The 18,095-nt window shown below is 61.1% G+C and carries 29 protein-coding genes; all 29 read right to left on the reverse strand.

Going from position 1 to position 18,095, the window contains the following annotated elements; all coding sequences use genetic code 11:
• Window positions 1-18: 18 nt before the first annotated feature.
• The 29 genes from C7S18_RS12180 to C7S18_RS12310 all read right to left on the reverse strand — a co-directional run bounded on the left by C7S18_RS12180 (window position 19) and on the right by C7S18_RS12310 (window position 18,093).
• Entirely contained in the window at window positions 19-957 is a 939-nt protein-coding gene (locus C7S18_RS12180; protein ID WP_106891827.1) for a major capsid protein, read from the reverse strand.
• Window positions 958-1,003: 46 nt separating this feature from the next.
• A complete protein-coding gene (locus tag C7S18_RS12185; protein WP_106891828.1) occupies window positions 1,004-1,339 on the reverse strand; it encodes a DUF2190 family protein in 336 nt (111 codons plus the stop codon).
• Between the two features lie 12 nt (window positions 1,340-1,351).
• Window positions 1,352-2,578, reverse strand: coding sequence for a peptidase (locus tag C7S18_RS12190; RefSeq protein ID WP_146151895.1), 1,227 nt, complete (start codon window positions 2,576-2,578; stop codon window positions 1,352-1,354).
• An 86-nt stretch (window positions 2,579-2,664) separates the two neighbouring features.
• Window positions 2,665-3,132, reverse strand: coding sequence for a phage virion morphogenesis protein (locus C7S18_RS12195; protein WP_106891830.1), 468 nt, complete (start codon window positions 3,130-3,132; stop codon window positions 2,665-2,667).
• The gene (locus C7S18_RS12200; protein WP_106891831.1) at window positions 3,129-4,343 is read right to left on the reverse strand and encodes a phage head morphogenesis protein; all 1,215 of its coding nucleotides are present in this window, start codon (window positions 4,341-4,343) and stop codon (window positions 3,129-3,131) included. The genes C7S18_RS12195 and C7S18_RS12200 overlap by 4 nt, the downstream gene beginning before the upstream one ends.
• A 132-nt stretch (window positions 4,344-4,475) precedes the next feature.
• Entirely contained in the window at window positions 4,476-5,987 is a 1,512-nt protein-coding gene (locus C7S18_RS12205) for a DUF935 domain-containing protein (RefSeq protein ID WP_106891832.1), read from the reverse strand.
• Window positions 5,984-7,348, reverse strand: coding sequence for a terminase large subunit domain-containing protein (locus C7S18_RS12210; RefSeq protein WP_106891833.1), 1,365 nt, complete (start codon window positions 7,346-7,348; stop codon window positions 5,984-5,986). Before C7S18_RS12210 ends, C7S18_RS12205 begins: the two co-directional genes overlap by 4 nt.
• The gene (locus tag C7S18_RS12215) at window positions 7,345-7,896 is read right to left on the reverse strand and encodes a phage protein Gp27 family protein (RefSeq protein ID WP_106891834.1); all 552 of its coding nucleotides are present in this window, start codon (window positions 7,894-7,896) and stop codon (window positions 7,345-7,347) included. Before C7S18_RS12215 ends, C7S18_RS12210 begins: the two co-directional genes overlap by 4 nt.
• Complete coding sequence (locus tag C7S18_RS12220; RefSeq protein ID WP_106891835.1) at window positions 7,896-8,198, reverse strand: VpaChn25_0724 family phage protein; 303 nt, start codon at window positions 8,196-8,198, stop codon at window positions 7,896-7,898. Before C7S18_RS12220 ends, C7S18_RS12215 begins: the two co-directional genes overlap by 1 nt.
• A complete protein-coding gene (locus C7S18_RS12225; protein ID WP_106891836.1) occupies window positions 8,195-8,569 on the reverse strand; it encodes a hypothetical protein in 375 nt (124 codons plus the stop codon). Before C7S18_RS12225 ends, C7S18_RS12220 begins: the two co-directional genes overlap by 4 nt.
• Window positions 8,566-8,781 carry a TraR/DksA C4-type zinc finger protein gene (locus C7S18_RS25340; RefSeq protein ID WP_106891837.1) on the reverse strand — a complete coding sequence of 72 codons (216 nt, stop codon included), beginning with the start codon at window positions 8,779-8,781 and terminating at the stop codon, window positions 8,566-8,568. Before C7S18_RS25340 ends, C7S18_RS12225 begins: the two co-directional genes overlap by 4 nt.
• Window positions 8,778-9,455 carry a hypothetical protein gene (locus C7S18_RS12235; RefSeq protein ID WP_106891838.1) on the reverse strand — a complete coding sequence of 226 codons (678 nt, stop codon included), beginning with the start codon at window positions 9,453-9,455 and terminating at the stop codon, window positions 8,778-8,780. The genes C7S18_RS25340 and C7S18_RS12235 overlap by 4 nt, the downstream gene beginning before the upstream one ends.
• The gene (locus C7S18_RS12240; protein ID WP_106891839.1) at window positions 9,452-9,757 is read right to left on the reverse strand and encodes a hypothetical protein; all 306 of its coding nucleotides are present in this window, start codon (window positions 9,755-9,757) and stop codon (window positions 9,452-9,454) included. The genes C7S18_RS12235 and C7S18_RS12240 overlap by 4 nt, the downstream gene beginning before the upstream one ends.
• Complete coding sequence (locus C7S18_RS12245; RefSeq protein WP_106891840.1) at window positions 9,754-10,089, reverse strand: hypothetical protein; 336 nt, start codon at window positions 10,087-10,089, stop codon at window positions 9,754-9,756. Before C7S18_RS12245 ends, C7S18_RS12240 begins: the two co-directional genes overlap by 4 nt.
• Before the next feature lie 2 nt (window positions 10,090-10,091).
• Window positions 10,092-11,030 carry a hypothetical protein gene (locus tag C7S18_RS12250; RefSeq protein ID WP_146151896.1) on the reverse strand — a complete coding sequence of 313 codons (939 nt, stop codon included), beginning with the start codon at window positions 11,028-11,030 and terminating at the stop codon, window positions 10,092-10,094.
• 8 nt (window positions 11,031-11,038) lie between these two features.
• Entirely contained in the window at window positions 11,039-11,431 is a 393-nt protein-coding gene (locus C7S18_RS12255) for a hypothetical protein (protein ID WP_106891842.1), read from the reverse strand.
• Complete coding sequence (locus C7S18_RS12260) at window positions 11,407-12,120, reverse strand: transglycosylase SLT domain-containing protein (protein ID WP_106891843.1); 714 nt, start codon at window positions 12,118-12,120, stop codon at window positions 11,407-11,409. Before C7S18_RS12260 ends, C7S18_RS12255 begins: the two co-directional genes overlap by 25 nt.
• Before the next feature lie 11 nt (window positions 12,121-12,131).
• Window positions 12,132-12,446 (reverse strand): putative holin, encoded by a 315-nt coding sequence (locus C7S18_RS12265; protein WP_170113244.1) that lies wholly within the window; start codon window positions 12,444-12,446, stop codon window positions 12,132-12,134.
• 443 nt (window positions 12,447-12,889) lie between these two features.
• Entirely contained in the window at window positions 12,890-13,627 is a 738-nt protein-coding gene (locus C7S18_RS12270) for a hypothetical protein (protein ID WP_146151897.1), read from the reverse strand.
• Between the two features lie 57 nt (window positions 13,628-13,684).
• The gene (locus tag C7S18_RS12275; protein ID WP_106891846.1) at window positions 13,685-14,035 is read right to left on the reverse strand and encodes a hypothetical protein; all 351 of its coding nucleotides are present in this window, start codon (window positions 14,033-14,035) and stop codon (window positions 13,685-13,687) included.
• The gene (locus tag C7S18_RS12280; protein WP_106891847.1) at window positions 14,032-14,580 is read right to left on the reverse strand and encodes a carboxypeptidase-like regulatory domain-containing protein; all 549 of its coding nucleotides are present in this window, start codon (window positions 14,578-14,580) and stop codon (window positions 14,032-14,034) included. Before C7S18_RS12280 ends, C7S18_RS12275 begins: the two co-directional genes overlap by 4 nt.
• Before the next feature lie 11 nt (window positions 14,581-14,591).
• Window positions 14,592-15,011 carry a Mor transcription activator family protein gene (locus C7S18_RS12285; protein WP_106891848.1) on the reverse strand — a complete coding sequence of 140 codons (420 nt, stop codon included), beginning with the start codon at window positions 15,009-15,011 and terminating at the stop codon, window positions 14,592-14,594.
• Entirely contained in the window at window positions 15,008-15,562 is a 555-nt protein-coding gene (locus C7S18_RS12290; protein ID WP_106891849.1) for a hypothetical protein, read from the reverse strand. The genes C7S18_RS12285 and C7S18_RS12290 overlap by 4 nt, the downstream gene beginning before the upstream one ends.
• Entirely contained in the window at window positions 15,559-15,990 is a 432-nt protein-coding gene (locus tag C7S18_RS12295) for a gp16 family protein (protein ID WP_170113245.1), read from the reverse strand. The genes C7S18_RS12290 and C7S18_RS12295 overlap by 4 nt, the downstream gene beginning before the upstream one ends.
• A complete protein-coding gene (locus C7S18_RS24510; RefSeq protein WP_170113246.1) occupies window positions 15,987-16,124 on the reverse strand; it encodes a hypothetical protein in 138 nt (45 codons plus the stop codon). Before C7S18_RS24510 ends, C7S18_RS12295 begins: the two co-directional genes overlap by 4 nt.
• The gene (locus tag C7S18_RS12300; protein ID WP_170113247.1) at window positions 16,121-16,681 is read right to left on the reverse strand and encodes a host-nuclease inhibitor Gam family protein; all 561 of its coding nucleotides are present in this window, start codon (window positions 16,679-16,681) and stop codon (window positions 16,121-16,123) included. The genes C7S18_RS24510 and C7S18_RS12300 overlap by 4 nt, the downstream gene beginning before the upstream one ends.
• Complete coding sequence (locus tag C7S18_RS24515; protein WP_170113248.1) at window positions 16,668-16,934, reverse strand: hypothetical protein; 267 nt, start codon at window positions 16,932-16,934, stop codon at window positions 16,668-16,670. Before C7S18_RS24515 ends, C7S18_RS12300 begins: the two co-directional genes overlap by 14 nt.
• Window positions 16,931-17,857, reverse strand: a complete 927-nt coding sequence (locus tag C7S18_RS12305) for a hypothetical protein (protein ID WP_106891852.1) — start codon at window positions 17,855-17,857, stop codon at window positions 16,931-16,933. The genes C7S18_RS24515 and C7S18_RS12305 overlap by 4 nt, the downstream gene beginning before the upstream one ends.
• Window positions 17,854-18,093, reverse strand: a complete 240-nt coding sequence (locus tag C7S18_RS12310; RefSeq protein ID WP_106891853.1) for a hypothetical protein — start codon at window positions 18,091-18,093, stop codon at window positions 17,854-17,856. Before C7S18_RS12310 ends, C7S18_RS12305 begins: the two co-directional genes overlap by 4 nt.
• Window positions 18,094-18,095 lie beyond the last annotated feature (2 nt).

Consider the following 18,095-nt stretch of genomic DNA (forward strand, 5'->3'; position numbering starts at 1 on the left):
GGTCGAAGCGATACCGCGTCAGTCGACGACGGTCTGCGCCAAGAATCCGGACGTGATACCGGTCAACACCACTTGGCGATCGTCGTCCACTGGATAACACCAAGACTTGATGTTGTTTTCGTAGTACGGCGCGGCGACCGATGGATGCCCTTCCAGCGTATAGGTGTAGCCGTACGACGGTTCTTCCTTCGTCGGACTCTCGGACACGGGAACGTAGGCCATCACGACGTTCTTGCCCCAAATGTCCGTGAAGTCCCCGGTTGCCTCATCGTGCATGATTGCTTTGCCGACCCACACATTGTCGACTTCGAACAGTGCAGCGAGCATCTTCGTTGTGATCGAGTCGCGCCCCGTGTATTTGAACCGATCCTGGATAGCCGGATGATCTGCCAAGGCATTAAATACCTTGGGGCCGATGACCATGACGTTCGGTTCAACGCCAGTCGTCGCGCGCACGGCGTCACGCCACGAGAGCACATTCTTGGCCGGAGTCGATGCGCCATCGTTCCACCGCGCTGAGCCGGTCAGCGCGACCTTATGATTACTGTCGTAGTTCGCGGCGTTTTGCGACAGTGTCGCGCATTCATATTCGTGCGCCAGCGCCATACTGCGCAAAGTGATGTTGACTGCGCTACTCGCCAAGTCGATTCCCGGCACCGTGATTGCCTCTTGCTGGTTTTCAATCGGCACCACAGCTTCGAGCGAATTGCCGCCCAGGCCATAGTTGTCGCCCGAGTAACCGAATTGGATGCGCTTGGTTGCAGTGCCTGGCGCGCGGGCGGTCTGGTACAACTTGAATGCTTCTTTGCCGAACTTGATGATCTTGCCGCCTCGGACCTTGACGTAGACGCGCGGGAACAGATACGCGCCAACAGTCTGCGGACTTTTATAGCCACGCGCATGCTGCGACAAAATCGGATCAATAACGCGCGCTTGAGCTGGCGTTTGCTGTGACATGGAAGGCTCCTAAATTGCGAATGAGTTGCGAGTGATCCGCGAACGGTCAGTTCTGGATCAGAAGGATTTCGACGCGCGAACCGGCGCCGCTTGCGGCCTGCAGCGAGCGCCCCGTGATCGGGCCAGCAGTGCGCAGAATCGCTTGCCCACTCGCATTAGTTTCGAGCAGTACACCAGCCGCGAACGCAGCGCCTGCTTCGACGATCGTGGTGCCGATCACGTCAACCGGGAACGCCTCGCCCGTCGCGGCAATGCTGCGCGCAACGCCCAGTGTGTTGGCTGCAGCGCCAGCCTGGACACTGCCATGCGTGACGAAGCGCTCGGCGAGGATCGCGCCCGCAGCAATGCGGGTCAGCGTCAGAAGGGGGATTGATTGACTCACGGGATAGGTTCCTTATTGCGAGACGGCCGCAACGGCCTGGAGATAGGACAGCCCTGGATTCGCTTTCTGGTGCGCGATCGCGCGATGGTGAATGGCGAGTCGCTCAGGATCGACGGCAGCGTTTTCAGGTGCCGCGAATGAAACGGTTTCGACCGCCAGGGGATCGCCGGAGCGCTCCGCAAAGCTGATGACCTGCGGCAAGTCGGACAACAATCGGCGCAGGCCATTGGCCCACTGCTCGGTCACGGTCGCGTCACCTTCCGCAAACGAAATCTCGCCCGGCTGATCTGCGGCCAGCAGCTCGACCACCAGCGGCACATTACGCGGATGCAGTCGACCACCATCGACCAGGGTCTCGGCAAAGCTCGCTACTTCGGCACGCCGCGCTTCGCGCGCTGCCTTGGCTGCGATGGCGCTCTCTTGTTGCGCGAGCGCGTTCGCCCGGGTCGCCAGCTCGGTCGCTTGGACCTCAAGCTCTGCAGCGCGTGCAGCAAGGGCCGCCTCGCGATCTGCAAACGATGCATGGGCGGCCGCGTCTGCAGCAGCTTCTCCCGCTACTGCAGACGCGCCCCCTTCGGTTGTAACTTGCTCGCCAGCGTTTGCGGAACCTTCAGCAAACCCAACCATGCCCGACTGCTCGGGCGGCGTTGCCGCCTCTTGCACTACATCGACGGACCACGCAGGAATGACCAGGTCGGCTTTCTCGACGCCGTCGCGCTCGATGAGCGAATCGCGAAGCCTGCGGAACATCCCGGCGATTTCGCGGAACACATACCAGCGCGAAAAACCAGAGTCCTCGCCAAAACTCACGACGCCCTGCTCACCATCGGCGAACGATGCATCGCGCAGCCCCTTCACAGCGGGCGGCGTCGCACCGAGAAAACCGATATGGCGCAGGTAGTATTTGCCCGGGGTCGGATTGCGCGGCGCCGATGGCGTGAAGAAACTCGCAGAGACTTTCTTGTATGCGCCGCGGTTGACCCCTTCGGCAAAATCAGCGTTGACCTGATGCGGCTCAGCGAGCAGCAGACCATTCTGCACGCTCAGACTCTTGACCCACCCATAGGCAGGCGCCTCAAGCTCCGGGTGTCCAATGACCAGCGGCGCCTCGCTCTTCTGCGGCGAATACGCTTCGGCGATCTGCTGCAGATCGTTGGTCGTGATTTCGTACTCATGACCGTCGACCGCGCGATGCTTGCCGGCCCGAAAGACTTCAATGGGTTTGTGTGACTTGGACATGCCGGCGATCGTCGCTGATCCACCAGCGGCACCCGGATTCAAATCATTGAATTGCCCCATTACCTCACCTCTCCACTGTACATAGTTCAAGGGCTCGCCGACAACGCGTCGTCGAGATAGTCGATTGCAAGCTGTCGGATCGTGTCGGCGTCCGCTGTGCTAATTCCGAGAAAGGAACGCGCGGGCACGGCAGCGGGTCCTGCAGGCATGCCCGGAGTTCCACCGAACTGATGTAGCGCTGAGTACTCTTCTGCCGACCCAACGACAACGTCTTCTTCTGAAGGCTCTGCGCGCAATAGGTCGCGCAGGTAGCCATGCAGCACCAGAATGGACCCTTTACCGGCCTTGCGTGCCAGGGTTCGCTTCTTCAACGGCAGCCACGACTGACCATCTGGCGCGATCTTGGTCGAGAATCTCTTTTCAGTGCTTTCGACGAGCGCTTCGCCGATCGATGCCATAAGCGGCCGGACCCGCAGACCGCGCTCGATCAGCGTGTTGCAGACCCGAGCAAAATCGGCATCGTCGAATTCAACCTGAACGGTAAAGCCACTCATGGCTTTGGACCCTCCAACCAGACTAGACGGCGCAATGTCTCAGCGGACACCGCCCGCGACTGACTGAACCAGATCGCCGCCACACGACCTTGCTGTGATGTCGCGAACGCATGCGCGACCCATTGCCCATCTGGCTGCAGCAACGCAAACACAATCGCCGGCTCTGCAGGCACAGACAGATCCAGAAACACCGCCGTCGAATTCGAAGCCAGCGCGCGGGGCAGGTCATCCAACACGCTGCGCTGCAGTCCGGCATTGACTGACGATCTAACGGCGTCATCGGATGCAGCGAGCAACGTCGATTGCACTGGCACGCCGCGCGTCTCCAGCGTGCTGAGCGTTGACGCACGCAGGAACCCTGCAGGCGCGACATAGCCTGCAGGGCCGCCATCGATCATGCGCTCGACCTGATCGGGCCATGCTTGAAAGTAGTCGGCTTGGCGCGTTTGCGCGTCGCGCAGGGCGACCCCGCGCCAGGTCGGCGGCATCTGCAGGATTCGTTGACCGAACGCCGCAGCTGCCGGCATGGATGCAGCTTGCTCGCCCGGGCTGTAGTCAAACCCCGGATCGATGCCGTTCGGCACGTCGTGAACTTCGCCCGTTGTCTTGTCTGTCCATTGGCGCGTGCCGTCATCGGGGCCGGAGTCGCGCAGCGTGAGCCCCTCGCGCTCGATGTCACGACGTGACACCGCACGAACGCGACACTTGCAGCCCCAGCCGTTCATCGGCATGTGTGTCTTCCACCACGGATCGTCGGCGCGCAGCGTTACGCGGTCCCAACTGAGATGCAGCGGGCGGGGCCATTTTGATTCGGGCGAATGCTGGTACACCCAGCACGGCCGCACCGCGAGCATGTCGGGGTCCGTAAGTTGCGCGTACCGGCCCGCATTGAATGCCTGCCGAATGTTCGTGTCATAGATCACACGTGCGCGCCAGTCAGTGCCGCCCTTTGGTTCCCAGCCGGCTGCGGCGACGATTTTCCGAAAGTCCCGCTTGAATGCGTCAAACGACTGGCCAGCCTGGCCACGCCCGACTGCCTGGCGGATTGATTCGAGCAGATCACTGCGCGCAACACCGGCGACCATGAACCCGTGCGAGTGATCGCCGCGCCATAATCCGGTCCACGTCGCTGTCGGCACGTTGACCTTGCGCCGAAAGAACGCCAACTGTTGGGGAAACGGCGACTTGAGACCTGCCGAAATTTTGGCCATCAGACGACACCCCCGGGAGCCGATCGGCACCCCCGTTCCGGTCCGTTCACCCGCGTTACGGGGTCGCCCCGGCCTGCGGAGCTTTTTAAACCGGTTTTAAATGGGGTTTTAGCCATGACCGACACCCTGCGATTACCCTGCAGCCGTTTTTGGGTCAGAAACCGGGGTTTCGACCATTACCGAATCGCGACCGGCCAGCCCTGCCGTTCCTAGGGCCGTTTGGAGCAGCGCCCCGAGCTGATCTAGGGGCAATTCGGTCTGCAGCTGCGCCAGGCGCGCGAGCAGTTCGTCATAGCTCTGCGACGCATTGACGGCCGCTTCGATCGTCGCGAGCCAGTCACCCATTGGCGCAGCTGCCTCGCTGGCCAGCAATGCCGCGAGCTGGTCGGCAAGGTCCGGCTGATCGCCATCTGCGAAATCTGCGGCAGCCGGTGCCGCTGGTTGCGCTGCCACGCTTCCCGCCGCGATAGGTTCGGGTGCCGGCGTCTTCGGCTGCCAGCCGTCGCCATACGTTTTGTGAATGTAGTCGAGCGTCGGGACAAAACCCAGCTTCAACACCTTTTCGTCGCGCGCTGCGATCTGATCCAAGTCTTCGGGCTCTTCAATGTCGCGCACGACTCGCGGCACGTCAGCACCGGGAAAGTTCAGTCGCGTGAACCAGGTCGCCGGCCCCATCATGAACGATTCGCAGATCAAGTCGTTGTCCGCGCGAACGATGTCCTGCCGCACGTCGTGATGCACCTCGGCTTGCGACTTACTCGAACCATCCTCGCTGGTCATCGTCTGGCCGAGCACGACTTTCGCGATGGTTTCGTCCATCGTGTCATGCAGCGCCTTATAGTCAGCGGTGCCCGACTTTGATGCCTCTAGCAACTCGATCATCATGTCCTTCGGCATGATCACGCCAGAGTCTGTCTGAATCGCACGAACCGCCTGCAGCAGCCGCGCGCGCTCAGACGGACTTGCACCCGGGTCATACTTACCAACCGCCGTAGGGCTGCCGAACTTCTCCAGGGCAATCAGCCAAAACTTGACGCCGTTCCGCTTGAACAGCACGGGCCAATAACACCAATGCGCAAGCCCGAGCCCATACGGTTCGTCGTCATGCGAAGCCCCGGTCGCGTAGTGCCAGAAGTAGGGCGCCTCGGCCGGTACGCCCTCGGTCATGGCGTGCGGCAGCAGCAACCGCAGCCCGCCATCAGGCGCAAATCGAAACCGACGACGATCGCGAACCTTGATCGCTTTCCAGCCGAACAACGCGCCTTGCCGCTCCCAGATCAGTTCGGCCGCAGCGAACCCATAATAAACGCCGAACAGCATGCGATCGGTGCGCGCATCCCATCCGACGTTGCGGAGCTGTGCATCGAGCGCGGCAGCCGCTTGCTTGTCGACGCGACGATCAGAAGCCGCTTCTACGCGCCAGGTGCGGGACGTGACCGCGTGGCGCCGCTGCTGAAACGTGGCGAGCACCTGCGGCTCGCTCAGGATCTGATCGTAGATCGCCAGATTGCCGCCGCCGCGCGTGCGCAGGATCGTGTCCTGAGCCAGCAGCAACGGCCCCGTATAGCCTCGCGTAATGTCCAAGCCGTCCAGCGTCGTCGCGATTTCGCGATCAAGCTCCGGCTGTTTGATGTCGTCAGTCATGCGAACCCCACAAAGTCATTGCTGCCGGCAACCGTTCCGAAGCCGTCTTCCGTCACTGCATTGGCATCTGCAGTGGCGCGGGTGCCCGCTGATTGGAAGTCGATTTCACCGCCACCGAAATCAGCCGCTGCAATCCCGAGAAAGATCGCCCAGGCACGATCCGCATGTCCGCCCGCGTCACGTTCCGCGACAAACCGCACCGCACCGGTTGCCGTTGTTTCGCGCTTGAGCTTATGCAGATCGGAACGCAGCGGCAGGTCGCCCATCGGGATTCGGACGCGGCGATCCTCGAACGATTGCTTGCCCTTTGTCGCCAAGTCCTGCTTGGCTGGAGCCGTAAACATCACGCCGTGAACGCGCGAATCGCCATAGCGTCGTTTCGCATCCTCGACGGGCTTCATACCCATGCCCGTCTGATCCATCCAACACGCCATGACTCGGTAGCGCTTCATCACGCCGTCGAGCAACTCATCTTGTTCGGCAAAAGAGATTCGGCGCGCGACGATCAACTCGCGCAGCCAAAGCACATCCCCGACTCGCTCAAACACCGCGATCACAAACAAGTCACGAACCGCCGCGATATCGATGCCGACATAGCACGGTCCGCCCTGATACTGCGATGCGTCACCGGCCTGGTCGTGCTCCGCGGCGTTGATCAGGTCGAAGCTCAGCCAAGCGCTGGCCTCATCCATCCAGTTGAGTTCGAACTCTTGCGCCCAGATGTCTGGATCGTTCAGCGCCGCCTTGAGCTCTTCAATGTTGCGTGGCAACCCGTCGCGCACGGCCTGGCAGATATCGCACGTCTGGCGATACCATGCCGAGTCCTTGCCGGTCATGATTTCGTAAAACTTGTTGTTCTTGCCGTTCGGCGTCGACACGACGCGGAGTTTCAGACCGGGTTTGCTGATGACCGGGAACAACGCGCCCCATATTTTTTTCGAGTCAGCATGGAACGCGAATTCGTCGAGAAAGCAATTGGCGCTGAAGCCGCGCGCCGTGTCCGGGTTCGCCGGCAACGCCGTGATTCGAGAGCCGCCGGGCAGAATGACTTCAAGCTGCTTGTATGTCCCTTGATCCCCGACGAACTCGCTCTCTAGCGACTCGATGCCCAGGCTGTACGCTTGCGCGTGTCGCTTGATGCCTTCCTCCATCGCTTCGCGCGCCTGGCGCTCGCCGCGCGATAGGATGACCCAACGCTCGGCGCGTCCCTCGACGGCTGCACCAAAACAGTCGTCGACGATTTCCAGCGTCGTCGTGAACGTCTTGCCCGACTGACGCGAGAACATGCCCGCTTTGAAGCGGCTCCGGTTTAGGAACCACTGCAGTTGGTAGGGATAAAGCGGGACGGCTGCTGTGCTCATCGGATGCCGTACACTTCCTCGCGAATCTTGCGCAAGGTCTCGGCGTCGATGCCGCCCTTCTTTTCCATCGTCGCCAGCTTCGCCTTCTGCTCAGCCGCCATGCGTTCGCGCGTGTCACGCTCGATGGCCTGCCGTTCAGTGCGCGACAGTTTCTTGGCTTCGATGGCATGGCGGGCAGCGATCGCGAGCTTGCGCGCTTCGTCGATCGTGACTTTGCTGTCATTCTGGTTTGCTCTCAACGCTTGGTCCGCGACCAGCGTCGTCACCGCATGGCTCAACAATTCGGCTGAACGCTCGCCAATGTCTTCGCCCAACTCCGACACCAAGGTGCGCGACGCTGCGTCGATTTCCCGCATGCGCCCGGCAACCTCTTCAAAGTTTTGCTGGTACCGATGCAGCGCGGATCGGCTCGGCACGTGTTCGGCGCCAAACTCTTGCGCGAGCGCCTCGCGCATCTGGTCGAGCGTCGCGTTGTTCTTTCGCATGAACGCGTCGATGCGCTTTTTCAGCGTCTCCGGCGCGCGGTCAATGCTCGACTTGCGCGGCATCAGCGAAGCCCCGCGCGCTTGACACCAGGCACGCGCGTCTTACCAGAGACAACGTCTTGGCCGCGCTCCGTCAGCGTCAGCAGCGTGACGCCGTCTGCGACCTGCTCGGCAACCACTAAGCCCTGCTCATGAAGCCACTGGCTATCGGTCGCCACGTCATCACGTGAGCCAGGATCGCCCATCGCATCAAGCTGTGCATAAAGGACGCTGGCGGTTGCGCGAAAAGCGTTCGCCCGATCCAGCAGCCGCAGAATGTTCAGCCGCCGCTCTTCACGATAGAAATCATTGTAAGCCTTGCTCACGATTTGCCCCCTTTCATCAGAAAGTCCTGAAGTGACCGGACGATCTCGTATGTCGTCTCAGTCCGTTCTGCCAAGCCGCTAAGCTCTGATCGAATGCCCGAAAGATCGTTATGCGTTGCCAGCCCTGAAAGCCTCGCTTCGATCGCCGCAACGCGATTTCCCATCTGCGCCAGATTCTGACCCACGTTGCGTCGCTGCTCCGCTTCAGCCGTCATACGCGCGTCGAACTGCGTTTGCATCGCCTTTAACTGTGCGTCGTAAAGCTTGAAGCGGTCATCGCTGCGCGTCTTTAGGAACATCCAAACATTCAGCCCGCTGCTGGCCACAATTGCGACCACGGAAAACAGCCGAAGCCCTTCGTCAAATGTCATCGTCGGTGCCTCTCTAGTTTCTCGGCCGTGTTCGCGCAGTCGACGCAGTGCTGAGCGAATGGCACAGCGGCCAATCGCGCGTCACTGATTCGCTCACCGCATGCAATGCAATTCGTTCGTGCCCGCGCAGCAACCGGCGTGAGAATCGCCGCGATCGATGCGGCGCGCTCTGCGTCCGCCAGGTCATTAGCGCGGTCGACATCATCAATCACCGGCTCGCGTCTCCCGGCGCCACCACCGCTTCTTTTGTGCTGGCGCTGGTTGTTCCGAGATCCGCGCGTAGCGTTCCGCTTCGTCCTGCTCGCGAGTCGTCACCGCTTCCGCCAGGCGCTGCAGCCGGGCCGCGCACGTGTGGTATTGGTGCGCGACTTCGATCGCGTTCCGCAACAGCTCCGGCGCGTCCAGCTTCGTCGGGATCGGCAACTCCGGGCACAGTTGCCGCAGATTGACCGGAATCTCCGGCAGCGGCGCGGGCGGTGGAAGGGCGCAGCGCTTCGATGTAAATGCGCAGCCCGTCTGGACCAAAATCGCAGCCAGCAAGATCAGGACGCGAACTGAGATAGGCATCGAGACTGGCGCGCGTTTTCGCCAAGCTGCGATCGATTGCATTGCGGTCATGTTCTAAGCCCTCCGATATCAAAGAAAGTTTTTCTGCTGCCTGGTTGAGCTCGCGTAGCTGAACCTTGTGTTCCTCGCGTAGCCCAACGATTTCGTTGTCCTGCTCGACCACACGCGCGAGCGCTGTCGCGCCCTTCACCCAGCGCATGCCAACCCACGTGCCACCCGCAAAGCTCGCGATCGACGCGAGCAAGGCCCCGAGCAGGGCATAGCCGAGCACGGTCGTGCTCGACACCGCGGCGAATCGCCCGGCCAATTTGCCGATCATGTAACCCTCCAGCGGCGCGCGATCGAGTCGTAAACCAGCCGAGCGCCTGTTTCGATGTCCAAGTCCTTCGCCAGCCCGAAGCGATTCGCATCGGTCGACGATCCGTTTTCAGCTGCAAGCGTCAGCGTCCCGCTAACCACGCAAAGGACCAGGACGCGCTCACGGCCTTGCGCGACGATCCCTGTCAACGTGACGGGAGCGGTGCATGTCACGAAGATGATGTCCGCGTGCTCCAGTCCAGCCGGCGCCCAGTTGTGCGTCGCGGCGCCTAGCGTCGCGTCAACGCGTCCCGACAGCCTCATACGTTCACCGCGTCGGCGAATTCGCTCGGCAAGGGCTCAGCGCGCCCAGGGACGATGCGCCATGCGTGGCGCACGTATTCGTATGCCAGTGCCGCGATGTTCTCGCCCGCATAGTGCCGCGCCAGCAGTTGCGCGAAGTTCGCACCTTCGACCGTAAACACTCGCTGCGTCACAGGCAGCCCTTCTGGATCGTCGCGATGCTCACGCGCCACGAAGCCGTCGAGCCTTAGCACCACGATGCCGCGGTCGATGCGCATGTCGATGTGACCGAATCGCCAGTAGCTCGCAATTACTCGGTACGCCGGGATATAGATTGAAAGCTGCAAGGCCATGACTACGGCTCCACGTTGATCGTGCCGCGCTCGCTCAAGCACAGCCAATGAGTGCCATCCCAGCAGACGCGCAACAAAGCGCCGACGCTGCCAAGTTCGATGTATTTGCCCGCGGCCGTCAGTGATCCGTCAGCGCGCAGGAATCGTTCGGTTCCGAGTAAGCCAACAAGTCGCACCGCGTGAGGTTCAATGCGTAGCGCCTCGAATTCCGTCCCGTCCAAAAAAAAGTATTGATTGAGCGTCCATGTGACGAGACCCGTTGCACCACGGTTCGTCATCAACGCGCGCAGGTTTGGTCCGACCTCGGTTGAGAAACCCATCGACGACACGCGTCTGCGAAACGTCGTCTGCGTCGGAAACTGATTACCGTTGCTCGCAAGGATGGCGACTGAAGAGCTATTGCTCACCACCTGAACCGCGCCATCGATTCCGTTGTCGAAAATCAATCCCGAGTCGTCCTTTCCGATCGCTGGCGATGACGCGTTGCCGGCAGGCAATCGCACGGGGTTCGTGTAGCTGGTCAGACCCGACCCTGAGTTATAAACAATCGGAGCTCCCGCGAACGTGCCGCCAGCGCCGTGATATTGCAGTTGGCCAGTGGTGCCACCGGGTACAGCCGCGACATCGCCCGGGACCCAACCACCCACCGTCCACTTCGGCACCTGGCCAACGGCTGCGCCACTCTGCTCGATTGAGCTCAGCGGCTGCGTGCCGGTATGTGTAGCACGATCGCGCAGTTGCGCATCTGACGCATTCGCTGTCGCTCCAGACGCGACACCATCAAGCTTTTGCTTATCCGTCTGCGACATGAACCCTGGCGCAGAAGTTGTCGCGTTCGGATGTGGATGTGGCGGCACCGAGCTCGGTGCCGCTTGATCACGCAGCAACACCACGCCGCCCGATTCGCGCCGCATATACACGACCCGGCGATTGATCAGCACGCCCAAGCTCATACACGCACCCGAAACTCGCGCTTGCCGATTGCGCTGTAAAGCAGGGTCCCACTGCCGTCGAATACTTCCAGCGCATACGCATGAGTGCCTGCCGGCACAGACCCATGGGCTGGAGTCATCGCGCCCGTTTGGATCGCAACCGTTCCAGCCGTGCCTCCGAGCACGACGCCACCGTTCGCTGTTGTCGCCTCGATCAGCAGCACGCCATTCTCATCGCGCGAGCGCAACGCGAAGCGTGCAGTGAATCCCGTCAGGTCAAGCGGCATCGTCATTGATGCGTCTTCAAACAGTTCGAAGGTCTCCTTGACCGGGAGACCTGCGACATTGCCGTCCGTGCCGACGTAGTCAATCCGAGCCTGATACATCAGGGCGCGTCCGCTTTCGCGCACACCGGCACGCCGTCCCAGCCTGCCGCGATGTATGCGTGTTCCAGAATGGTCAGAATGCGGCGTGGGTAGCTCCGATTCTCTTTCATCGCCCACGCCGCACGCCCTGATGTCAGCTCGACATGACCGAACCAGCGACGCGGATCGTTGCCCGCTAGGCGCGCAGCCTTTATGTCGCGATTAAGCCACCCTAAACCGCCGTTGTAAGCGGATAGAACCATTGCCCATTCATCGCAGCCCGGTTCCGCATCAATGCGGTCCATGAGCCACTTGTCGTAACGCACCGCGCAGCGAATCGCCCAGCCGGTGTCCCAGGGATCAGCCGAGCCGCAATCTTCCGGAAAAACGGTCGCGATCCATTTCGCAGTGGCTGGCGTGAACTGAGCCAGGCCCTGCGCATACGGCGATTCTGCCGTCGCACGCCACGCGCTTTCCTGATGAATCTGCGCCGCGATCCGAGCAGGCGACGCATCCAAGCCAAACACTGCGACCGTCTCGCGCTCGATGGCAAGGCGATACTGCACCGAGTGCTCCGGAATCTGCACCTTATTGGCGCGCGGGGTTTTGCTCGCCGCATGCGCTTCAGGCGCTGGCAGGCCGATCGCCAACACGACGACGATCAGAATCCACCCCAGCGCGATCAGTCCGAGAATGCCGGCCGTGATTCGATTGTTGCGGCTCCAGTTCGCCATGGCGCGCGCCCTTACGGCAACAACGATGCGCCGATGAGCGCGGCCCCGACGATCCACGCGCGCCGCTTCTCAGCAGCGCCTCGCGCGATGCCGTCCAAGCGGTGCGGCCGAGACTCGGCCCGGAAGCTCAGACGGTCCACCCAGTAGCCAACATAACCACCGAGCGCAAGTTTGCTGATGCCCCAAATCGTCAGGCCCACTTTCGCGGGAGCCAAAAAGATCACGATCGAGAACGCGATCACGAACACCAGCAAAAGCGGCGACGCGCGCAGCTTGTCAGCGATCGGGCCCAGCTCGGCTTTCAGTTTGTTCGAATCCAGTGACACAAAGCACCTCGCAGAAAATGAGATGCCGGGCGGACCAGTGGGAGCCGATTGTCGCCCGGCGAAGCCGCGATTGCGGCGTGCCGGGATAGTGCAGCGCATAGCTTGCGCCGGGAGATTCAGACTCTTGAACGCGAAAGCCCCGCATTGCGCGGGGCCTTTTCAGTATAGCGCTGCGGCCTGCTGCAGCCTATTCGTAAGGTACTTTGAACGTGTCTTGCGGATCCGTAGGTGCGGGCCGGAGTTGCTGTGGCGGCACGTATGCACCCGATGAATGGCAAACCTGCAGACCGTGTTGCGGTCCTGATAGGTGCCGATTGAGCTCGTAAAGACGCTCATCATTTGAAAAAGTAATGGACACGCTGACAACCGGCACGAGTCGTCGGCAGCTAGGGCATAGCGCCCACATGTCCGGCTTAAATTCGCTCATCTGTTGCTCCCTTCGATCAATCGCTCGTGACAGTGTAGGTCAGCGCCTCATTTGACGCTGACACCAAGTCGATCACCAAGTTCCTGAAGCGGATCGTCTTGGCGCTCTTCTCGTAGACCAGATTTTGCGAGAACGCTGGCCGTGCCATGTCGTCGGCTGTGTACTCACGGTAGAGCAGGTTGATCGAATCATTCGTGATGCCACTGTAAACCAACTCGAAATTAACATAGGCGCCTGACGTCGATACGTTTTCCGAGCGTTCGCGTGCCAGCGTGAAAGTCGCAGGACTGAACTCGGCCGCCTTCCCGTTTGCCAAAACAATCCGGTTCAGCTGAGCGTAGAAGTAGCCACTGAACGATCCGTCCGGGTTGATCATCGCGTGGTACCAACCATACGGGACGCCGTCTTCAAACTTCACGGCAATGTACTCGCGCCCCTCATAAGGAACACTCCCTGCCGCAATCAGCTTGGTCCCGGCCGGGTACGTCTTGGGCTCACCCGGCGTCGGGTCCAGCGTCACGGGCGCCGTCGTCACGAATCGATCGGACTGAGTCTGCGTCGCCTGATACTTCTTGACCCGGGCGAGCGGCTCGCCCACGTACGCACTTCGCTCGACACCAAGCTGGTAGCTGGTGTCAGACACTTCCTTGCTCTCTGTGGCGACATTGAGCTGCGCCGGAGACACCGGACGGCTCGGGGCATACGAAACGCAGGACACCAATCCGAACAGGATCACTACCATCAGAACTCGCACGTTGCACCTCCAAGTTGAGTCGGGCTGATTCTAGCCAGCTGAGTGAGCGATCGCGAGCTATACACCTTCCGCCTCAAGTTCCGATTCAATGGAAATGATTAGGGCATCGATTCCGCCAATCATGGCTGCGCCGTCTGGGCTTTCCTTTAAACCAGGCGCATAGAGCAGCGTCAGCTTTAAGGCGTATAGCTCTGGAAGTGTACTGGCGCCGACTAGGTTTGCCAGGGCGGCGCGGAGCTGGAGCCGGTCTTGTTGAATGCTGAACATGGGGTGCTTGTCGCACTGCATGATGTGGTCTTTCAGGACCTGGGCGCCGTGAACTGGGGTGCCGCCCGTGTACTGAATTCCGCAGTACACGCAAGTCACAACCGGCGTGCCGTCTGGCACCGGATCAAGCTCGTATGTCATGGCGCCGCTCCTGGCACATTCACGCTGATCAGATCAGCCCGCGTCAGCTTGACGCCGACCTGGGCGGTGTCAGCAGGAACGTCGACTTCCTTGATCATGATCTCGGGCGTTTGGCCAACAAACGCGACGACCAGGTATCTGGCTGGCGGCAACCCATCGAACCGAAACAGCCCATCGGCATTGCACTGCGTGTAGCGCCCGAGCTGCCGGGCCGCCGACGACATCGGCACATCCGTGCCAGCCAGCACGTCAAACACGACCTTGCGATAGAAAGGCGTCGCAGGAACAAGGGTGACGATGTCGTCGCTACAGCCCACTGCTTCGTCCCGACCTGCGGCGCCATAAAGCGTGGCCACGCCGGGCTCGAAGTACGCCGCGTGCTGCTCTCGGCTGAATACGGTGTCGTCCGATTCCGAGATAGCAGCCTCGGCGCCTGTTCCCTGGCTCAGCTCCGGAAACTCCGCGGTGAACGAATAGATCGATGCGACGATCACGAGTGCGATGACAGCAAAAAAGAACGCAACTGCTTTCCAGGAACTTTCCATACGTGCCTCCGTCAGTCAAAAAGCCGGCCCTGAAGCTTTGCGCGGGTGCGCTCCGTCTCCGTCCGGATGATGTGATAAATCGATGCAGGCGTGAGGCTGAAGCGCCGCGCCAGCTCTTCCACCGACACGCGTCCCTGCAGTCGATGAATTTCCATGTCCCGCAGTGCCAGGCGCAGCTTTTCCGCGCCCGGGAAATACAACATGCGCGACCCCAAATAGTGCGCAATGGCGAACGTGCGCTCGACAGCGTCACGCGTCGCGTCGACTTCGGACATGCCCGCGCGCATTGACAGCGCCCGCTCCACGTCGAAGATTTCGCGCAGCCGCTCCGGCCATCTGTGCATCGCGTCCTGCAGTTCGGCGACAGCGCCAGGCCGCTCGATCACGTCGAGCGGGTCAGCAGTGTCGAAGCCGAACAGATCGCCATTCATTGCCCGTATTCCTGCCGCACGATCCGGCGTTGTTCTTCTGCTTTCTCGGCCGTGATCAGTCCCAGCTCAACGTCCCCAGCAATCCGGCTCATGCGCTCCAGGAACGCGAGTTTTTCGGCGCCCGTCTGTGCTGCAGTCTTCCGAGCACTGTCGCGTTCAGCCTTCGCGCCTTCGCGCTCAGCGATGCGCGCCGCGATCGTCAGCAGATAGCCGTGTGACTCCAGCGGCGTCGTCAGCGTGCCCTCCTGGCGCGCGTGCAAAACAGCCTGCAGCGCTTCGCCCCACTGCTTGAGTGAACAGGCCCGCCGAACGCCATCGCGCAGCACATACTCTTCGGCCAGCATCGGCAGAAGCTCTTGATAAAGGCGCTCCATCTTGTCGAACGCCAGCGTGCGCTTTCTCGGCCGGAAAAGTCCGATGTAGCTAGCCAGCGGCGCCGCGATCGACGCTGGCAGCCTCAAGGCGACAAGCATCGCGCTGCGCGCTGCGTCAAGGTTCAGCGCTGCCTCGATCTCAAACTCGCCATAACAGCAGGGGCAGCGCAGTTTCATGGCGCCTTCGCCTTGCTGCGTCGACGGCTGTCGATTTCGAGCGCTGCAACCAGCTTATGCAGATCAGCAGGTCGCAGCCACTCGACGCGATCGACTTTGAACATATGGCGCGCCATCGAGTGCGCATATTCCCACTGTCGGTCGCGACTGATGAGCAGCCGCTCGACTTTCGTCATCATCGCGCGGCAGCCTTCCTGAATCGTCACCGGGCCATTTGCAAGCGATTGTGGTCGCGCGTTGCCTTGCAGGCGATCCAACTCGCGACTGACCGCCTCAAGCTGCACCGTGTTCATGTCAGCGCATGAGCGCTTGCCCGTGACCCGATGCAGCATGTCGCGATAGGTATCATCATCCAGCGTGAGCGCTCGGGCTGCCGCATGAATCTTTTGGATCATCGCGTTGCGAAACCTCGTCGGGCGCGGCTTCATGGCTCGCTGCTCCATTCGCACAGCTCAGCCAGCAGCACGATGGCCGTTGCTGAAATCAGACCCGAAACGGCAGCGATCACCATCAGCAACGCTTTAACCGGCAGCAGAACCCAGTCCCACGCGATCACGCTCACAGCGCACGCTCCGCCAGGTCATCGCCAAGCACGGAATCAGTCGCAAGCCCCTTGATCAGCCGGTCGACTGCGTCGTCGGTCGCTTTCACCACCACCGCGTCGCCAACATCCTTGACTTCAACGCCAAGCTTGGCGAGCACATCGGCCGGCATGTCGCGCAGATCGTCTTTCTTCAGCTTCTTTTTCACGTCGATCAGCTGCTTGGCTGACGCTTTGTCAAGCGTCTTTTCAATGCGCGCGATGATGTCGTCTTCGCTGCCGTTCCATTCGACCCGGCCCTTGCCTTTCTGCAAGCCGACCTTGACGCCGTGCCACTGAATGGTTTTCGGTTTTTTGAACACGTCACGATTCGATTCGATCAGTGCAACAAGTTCGGCCTTGGCATTCGCTGCCTGGTCAACCAGCGCGATCAGTTCCGGCCGTTGCTTCTCAGTGATCGCCCGAATCTGATCCTGCACCGCGAGCATGCGCGCTCGCAATTCTTCGCGCGCTTTGGAGTACCAGAACGTCGCGGCTTCGATCCGCTCGCGCGGCGTCTGTTGGTCATTCTGCGACATGGTCGCCTCCGTGTTTGTCCGTCCAAATCTTGTCGATCGCTGCCTTGGCGCGATCCAGTGCCGCATCCGCATCGGGAGCCGTGTCCCGCACGACTTCCTTCGACCCGTGGATCACGGTCCAAACGATGACGGAGCGCGTCGTGTTGAGCAGTGGGCGCCGATCAATGGCGAACCCGCGATGGGTCGCTGATGGCAGTGGGCTGCCTGTCGGCAATTTCTTGACCGGCTTCCGGTCCTTTGTGGCCCGCGTCATGACTGCCGACCTTGGTAAAGGATTCGCTCAGCCGCACGCAGTGCATTCTGACTTTGCGTCAGCAGGTCGAGCACGTCGCCGCTTGCGCGCGACGCGATTGCATCGCGCAGCAGTTCGGCATGGTCGTCGGCGTGCGCCTGCAGGTGCCCGAGTAGCGTCGCTGTGAACCGCTTGGGGCGCGCGTTTTGGGGCAGTTCGCCAGCAGGTGCGGCCGTCACCGGCGCTGCGGCTGATTCGGCTGAATGGTTGCCCTGCGGGGTCTCTGTTGGGTTGCTCGATTCGCTCATTCGTTCCGCTCCGTGATAGATGGTTTGGCCTGCCGTGGTGACGGCGTTCTTCGTTCTGTAGACAATCAGCCGATCCCGCACGCCCGCTGTCACGACATAGCCGTAGGCTTTGAATGTTGCGAGCGCCTGCGTGACCTTCTCTTTGACTTTTTTCGGTCCGCGCTCACCTGCCCAGACAGGGTTCCGCTTTGTCAGCTCTGCTGCAACTTCTTTCGACGTTGCTCCCGTGATGCCGGCTTCGTCGACGATCTGCAGAATCGTCTTGCTGATGTTTTCGAGTGCGCGCGGCCCGGATGGCTTCTGCGCGCGCACGGCAAGCGAAACGGCTGGCTTGTCGGTTGCCTGCTTGCGAGCTTCGGCGACGGGTCGACCCCAGTCGACACCAACGAACCCCACCAATTCAGCAACCTGCACACTGGCGGCCGTGCCCAGCGTGTACGTAAAGCGACCTTTACCGCTGACGTGTCGAACCAGCTCGCGCGACATCGTTAAGCGCTGGCACATCGACGACACTTCTCCGCCGCTTTCTGCCATCGTCGCTTGCCGATAGATGTCGCCGGACGTAATGTCTTTTCCGCCCGCGCGGCCGACAATCTGCAGGATCTCTTCTTTGAGCGTCATCGGCTTGCCGATCATGGCGTCCTCCACTCAACCCGGCACGCCTGAAAGCTCATGAACGCGAACCCTTCGCGGTGTCCGAACTCATTCGTCCGGGTCCCCGTGGTGATGGCGACGCCAACCAGGCTGACGGGCCCGGCCAGCTCGATCACTGGTTCCCGCGCGCCGATACGAATCTCGATGACTGTCGCGCCAGCCCGTTCAAGCGCGACCAACACATCGACAACACGGTTGCACTTCTGAATCATGTTCATGG

The sequence above is a fragment of the Ahniella affigens genome (assembly GCF_003015185.1).
GTDB classification, from domain to species: domain Bacteria; phylum Pseudomonadota; class Gammaproteobacteria; order Xanthomonadales; family Ahniellaceae; genus Ahniella; species Ahniella affigens.

Bases quoted from the DNA above. Each gene is read 5' to 3' on its own strand.
- C7S18_RS12180 (WP_106891827.1), bottom strand. From the start codon at position 957: ATGTCACAGCAAACGCCAGCTCAAGCGCGCGTTATTGATCCGATTTTG.
- C7S18_RS12190 (WP_146151895.1), bottom strand. From the start codon at position 2,578: ATGTCCAAGTCACACAAACCCATTGAAGTCTTTCGGGCCGGCAAGCAT.
- C7S18_RS12195 (WP_106891830.1), bottom strand. From the start codon at position 3,132: ATGAGTGGCTTTACCGTTCAGGTTGAATTCGACGATGCCGATTTTGCT.
- C7S18_RS12200 (WP_106891831.1), bottom strand. From the start codon at position 4,343: ATGGCCAAAATTTCGGCAGGTCTCAAGTCGCCGTTTCCCCAACAGTTG.
- C7S18_RS12205 (WP_106891832.1), bottom strand. From the start codon at position 5,987: ATGACTGACGACATCAAACAGCCGGAGCTTGATCGCGAAATCGCGACG.
- C7S18_RS12210 (WP_106891833.1), bottom strand. From the start codon at position 7,348: ATGAGCACAGCAGCCGTCCCGCTTTATCCCTACCAACTGCAGTGGTTC.
- C7S18_RS12215 (WP_106891834.1), bottom strand. From the start codon at position 7,896: ATGCCGCGCAAGTCGAGCATTGACCGCGCGCCGGAGACGCTGAAAAAG.
- C7S18_RS12225 (WP_106891836.1), bottom strand. From the start codon at position 8,569: ATGACATTTGACGAAGGGCTTCGGCTGTTTTCCGTGGTCGCAATTGTG.
- C7S18_RS12235 (WP_106891838.1), bottom strand. From the start codon at position 9,455: ATGATCGGCAAATTGGCCGGGCGATTCGCCGCGGTGTCGAGCACGACC.
- C7S18_RS12240 (WP_106891839.1), bottom strand. From the start codon at position 9,757: ATGAGGCTGTCGGGACGCGTTGACGCGACGCTAGGCGCCGCGACGCAC.
- C7S18_RS12245 (WP_106891840.1), bottom strand. From the start codon at position 10,089: ATGGCCTTGCAGCTTTCAATCTATATCCCGGCGTACCGAGTAATTGCG.
- C7S18_RS12260 (WP_106891843.1), bottom strand. From the start codon at position 12,120: ATGGCGAACTGGAGCCGCAACAATCGAATCACGGCCGGCATTCTCGGA.
- C7S18_RS12275 (WP_106891846.1), bottom strand. From the start codon at position 14,035: ATGACATACGAGCTTGATCCGGTGCCAGACGGCACGCCGGTTGTGACT.
- C7S18_RS12280 (WP_106891847.1), bottom strand. From the start codon at position 14,580: ATGGAAAGTTCCTGGAAAGCAGTTGCGTTCTTTTTTGCTGTCATCGCA.
- C7S18_RS12285 (WP_106891848.1), bottom strand. From the start codon at position 15,011: ATGAATGGCGATCTGTTCGGCTTCGACACTGCTGACCCGCTCGACGTG.
- C7S18_RS12290 (WP_106891849.1), bottom strand. From the start codon at position 15,562: ATGAAACTGCGCTGCCCCTGCTGTTATGGCGAGTTTGAGATCGAGGCA.
- C7S18_RS12295 (WP_170113245.1), bottom strand. From the start codon at position 15,990: ATGAAGCCGCGCCCGACGAGGTTTCGCAACGCGATGATCCAAAAGATT.
- C7S18_RS12300 (WP_170113247.1), bottom strand. From the start codon at position 16,681: ATGTCGCAGAATGACCAACAGACGCCGCGCGAGCGGATCGAAGCCGCG.
- C7S18_RS24515 (WP_170113248.1), bottom strand. From the start codon at position 16,934: ATGACGCGGGCCACAAAGGACCGGAAGCCGGTCAAGAAATTGCCGACA.
- C7S18_RS12305 (WP_106891852.1), bottom strand. From the start codon at position 17,857: ATGATCGGCAAGCCGATGACGCTCAAAGAAGAGATCCTGCAGATTGTC.
- C7S18_RS12310 (WP_106891853.1), bottom strand. From the start codon at position 18,093: ATGAACATGATTCAGAAGTGCAACCGTGTTGTCGATGTGTTGGTCGCG.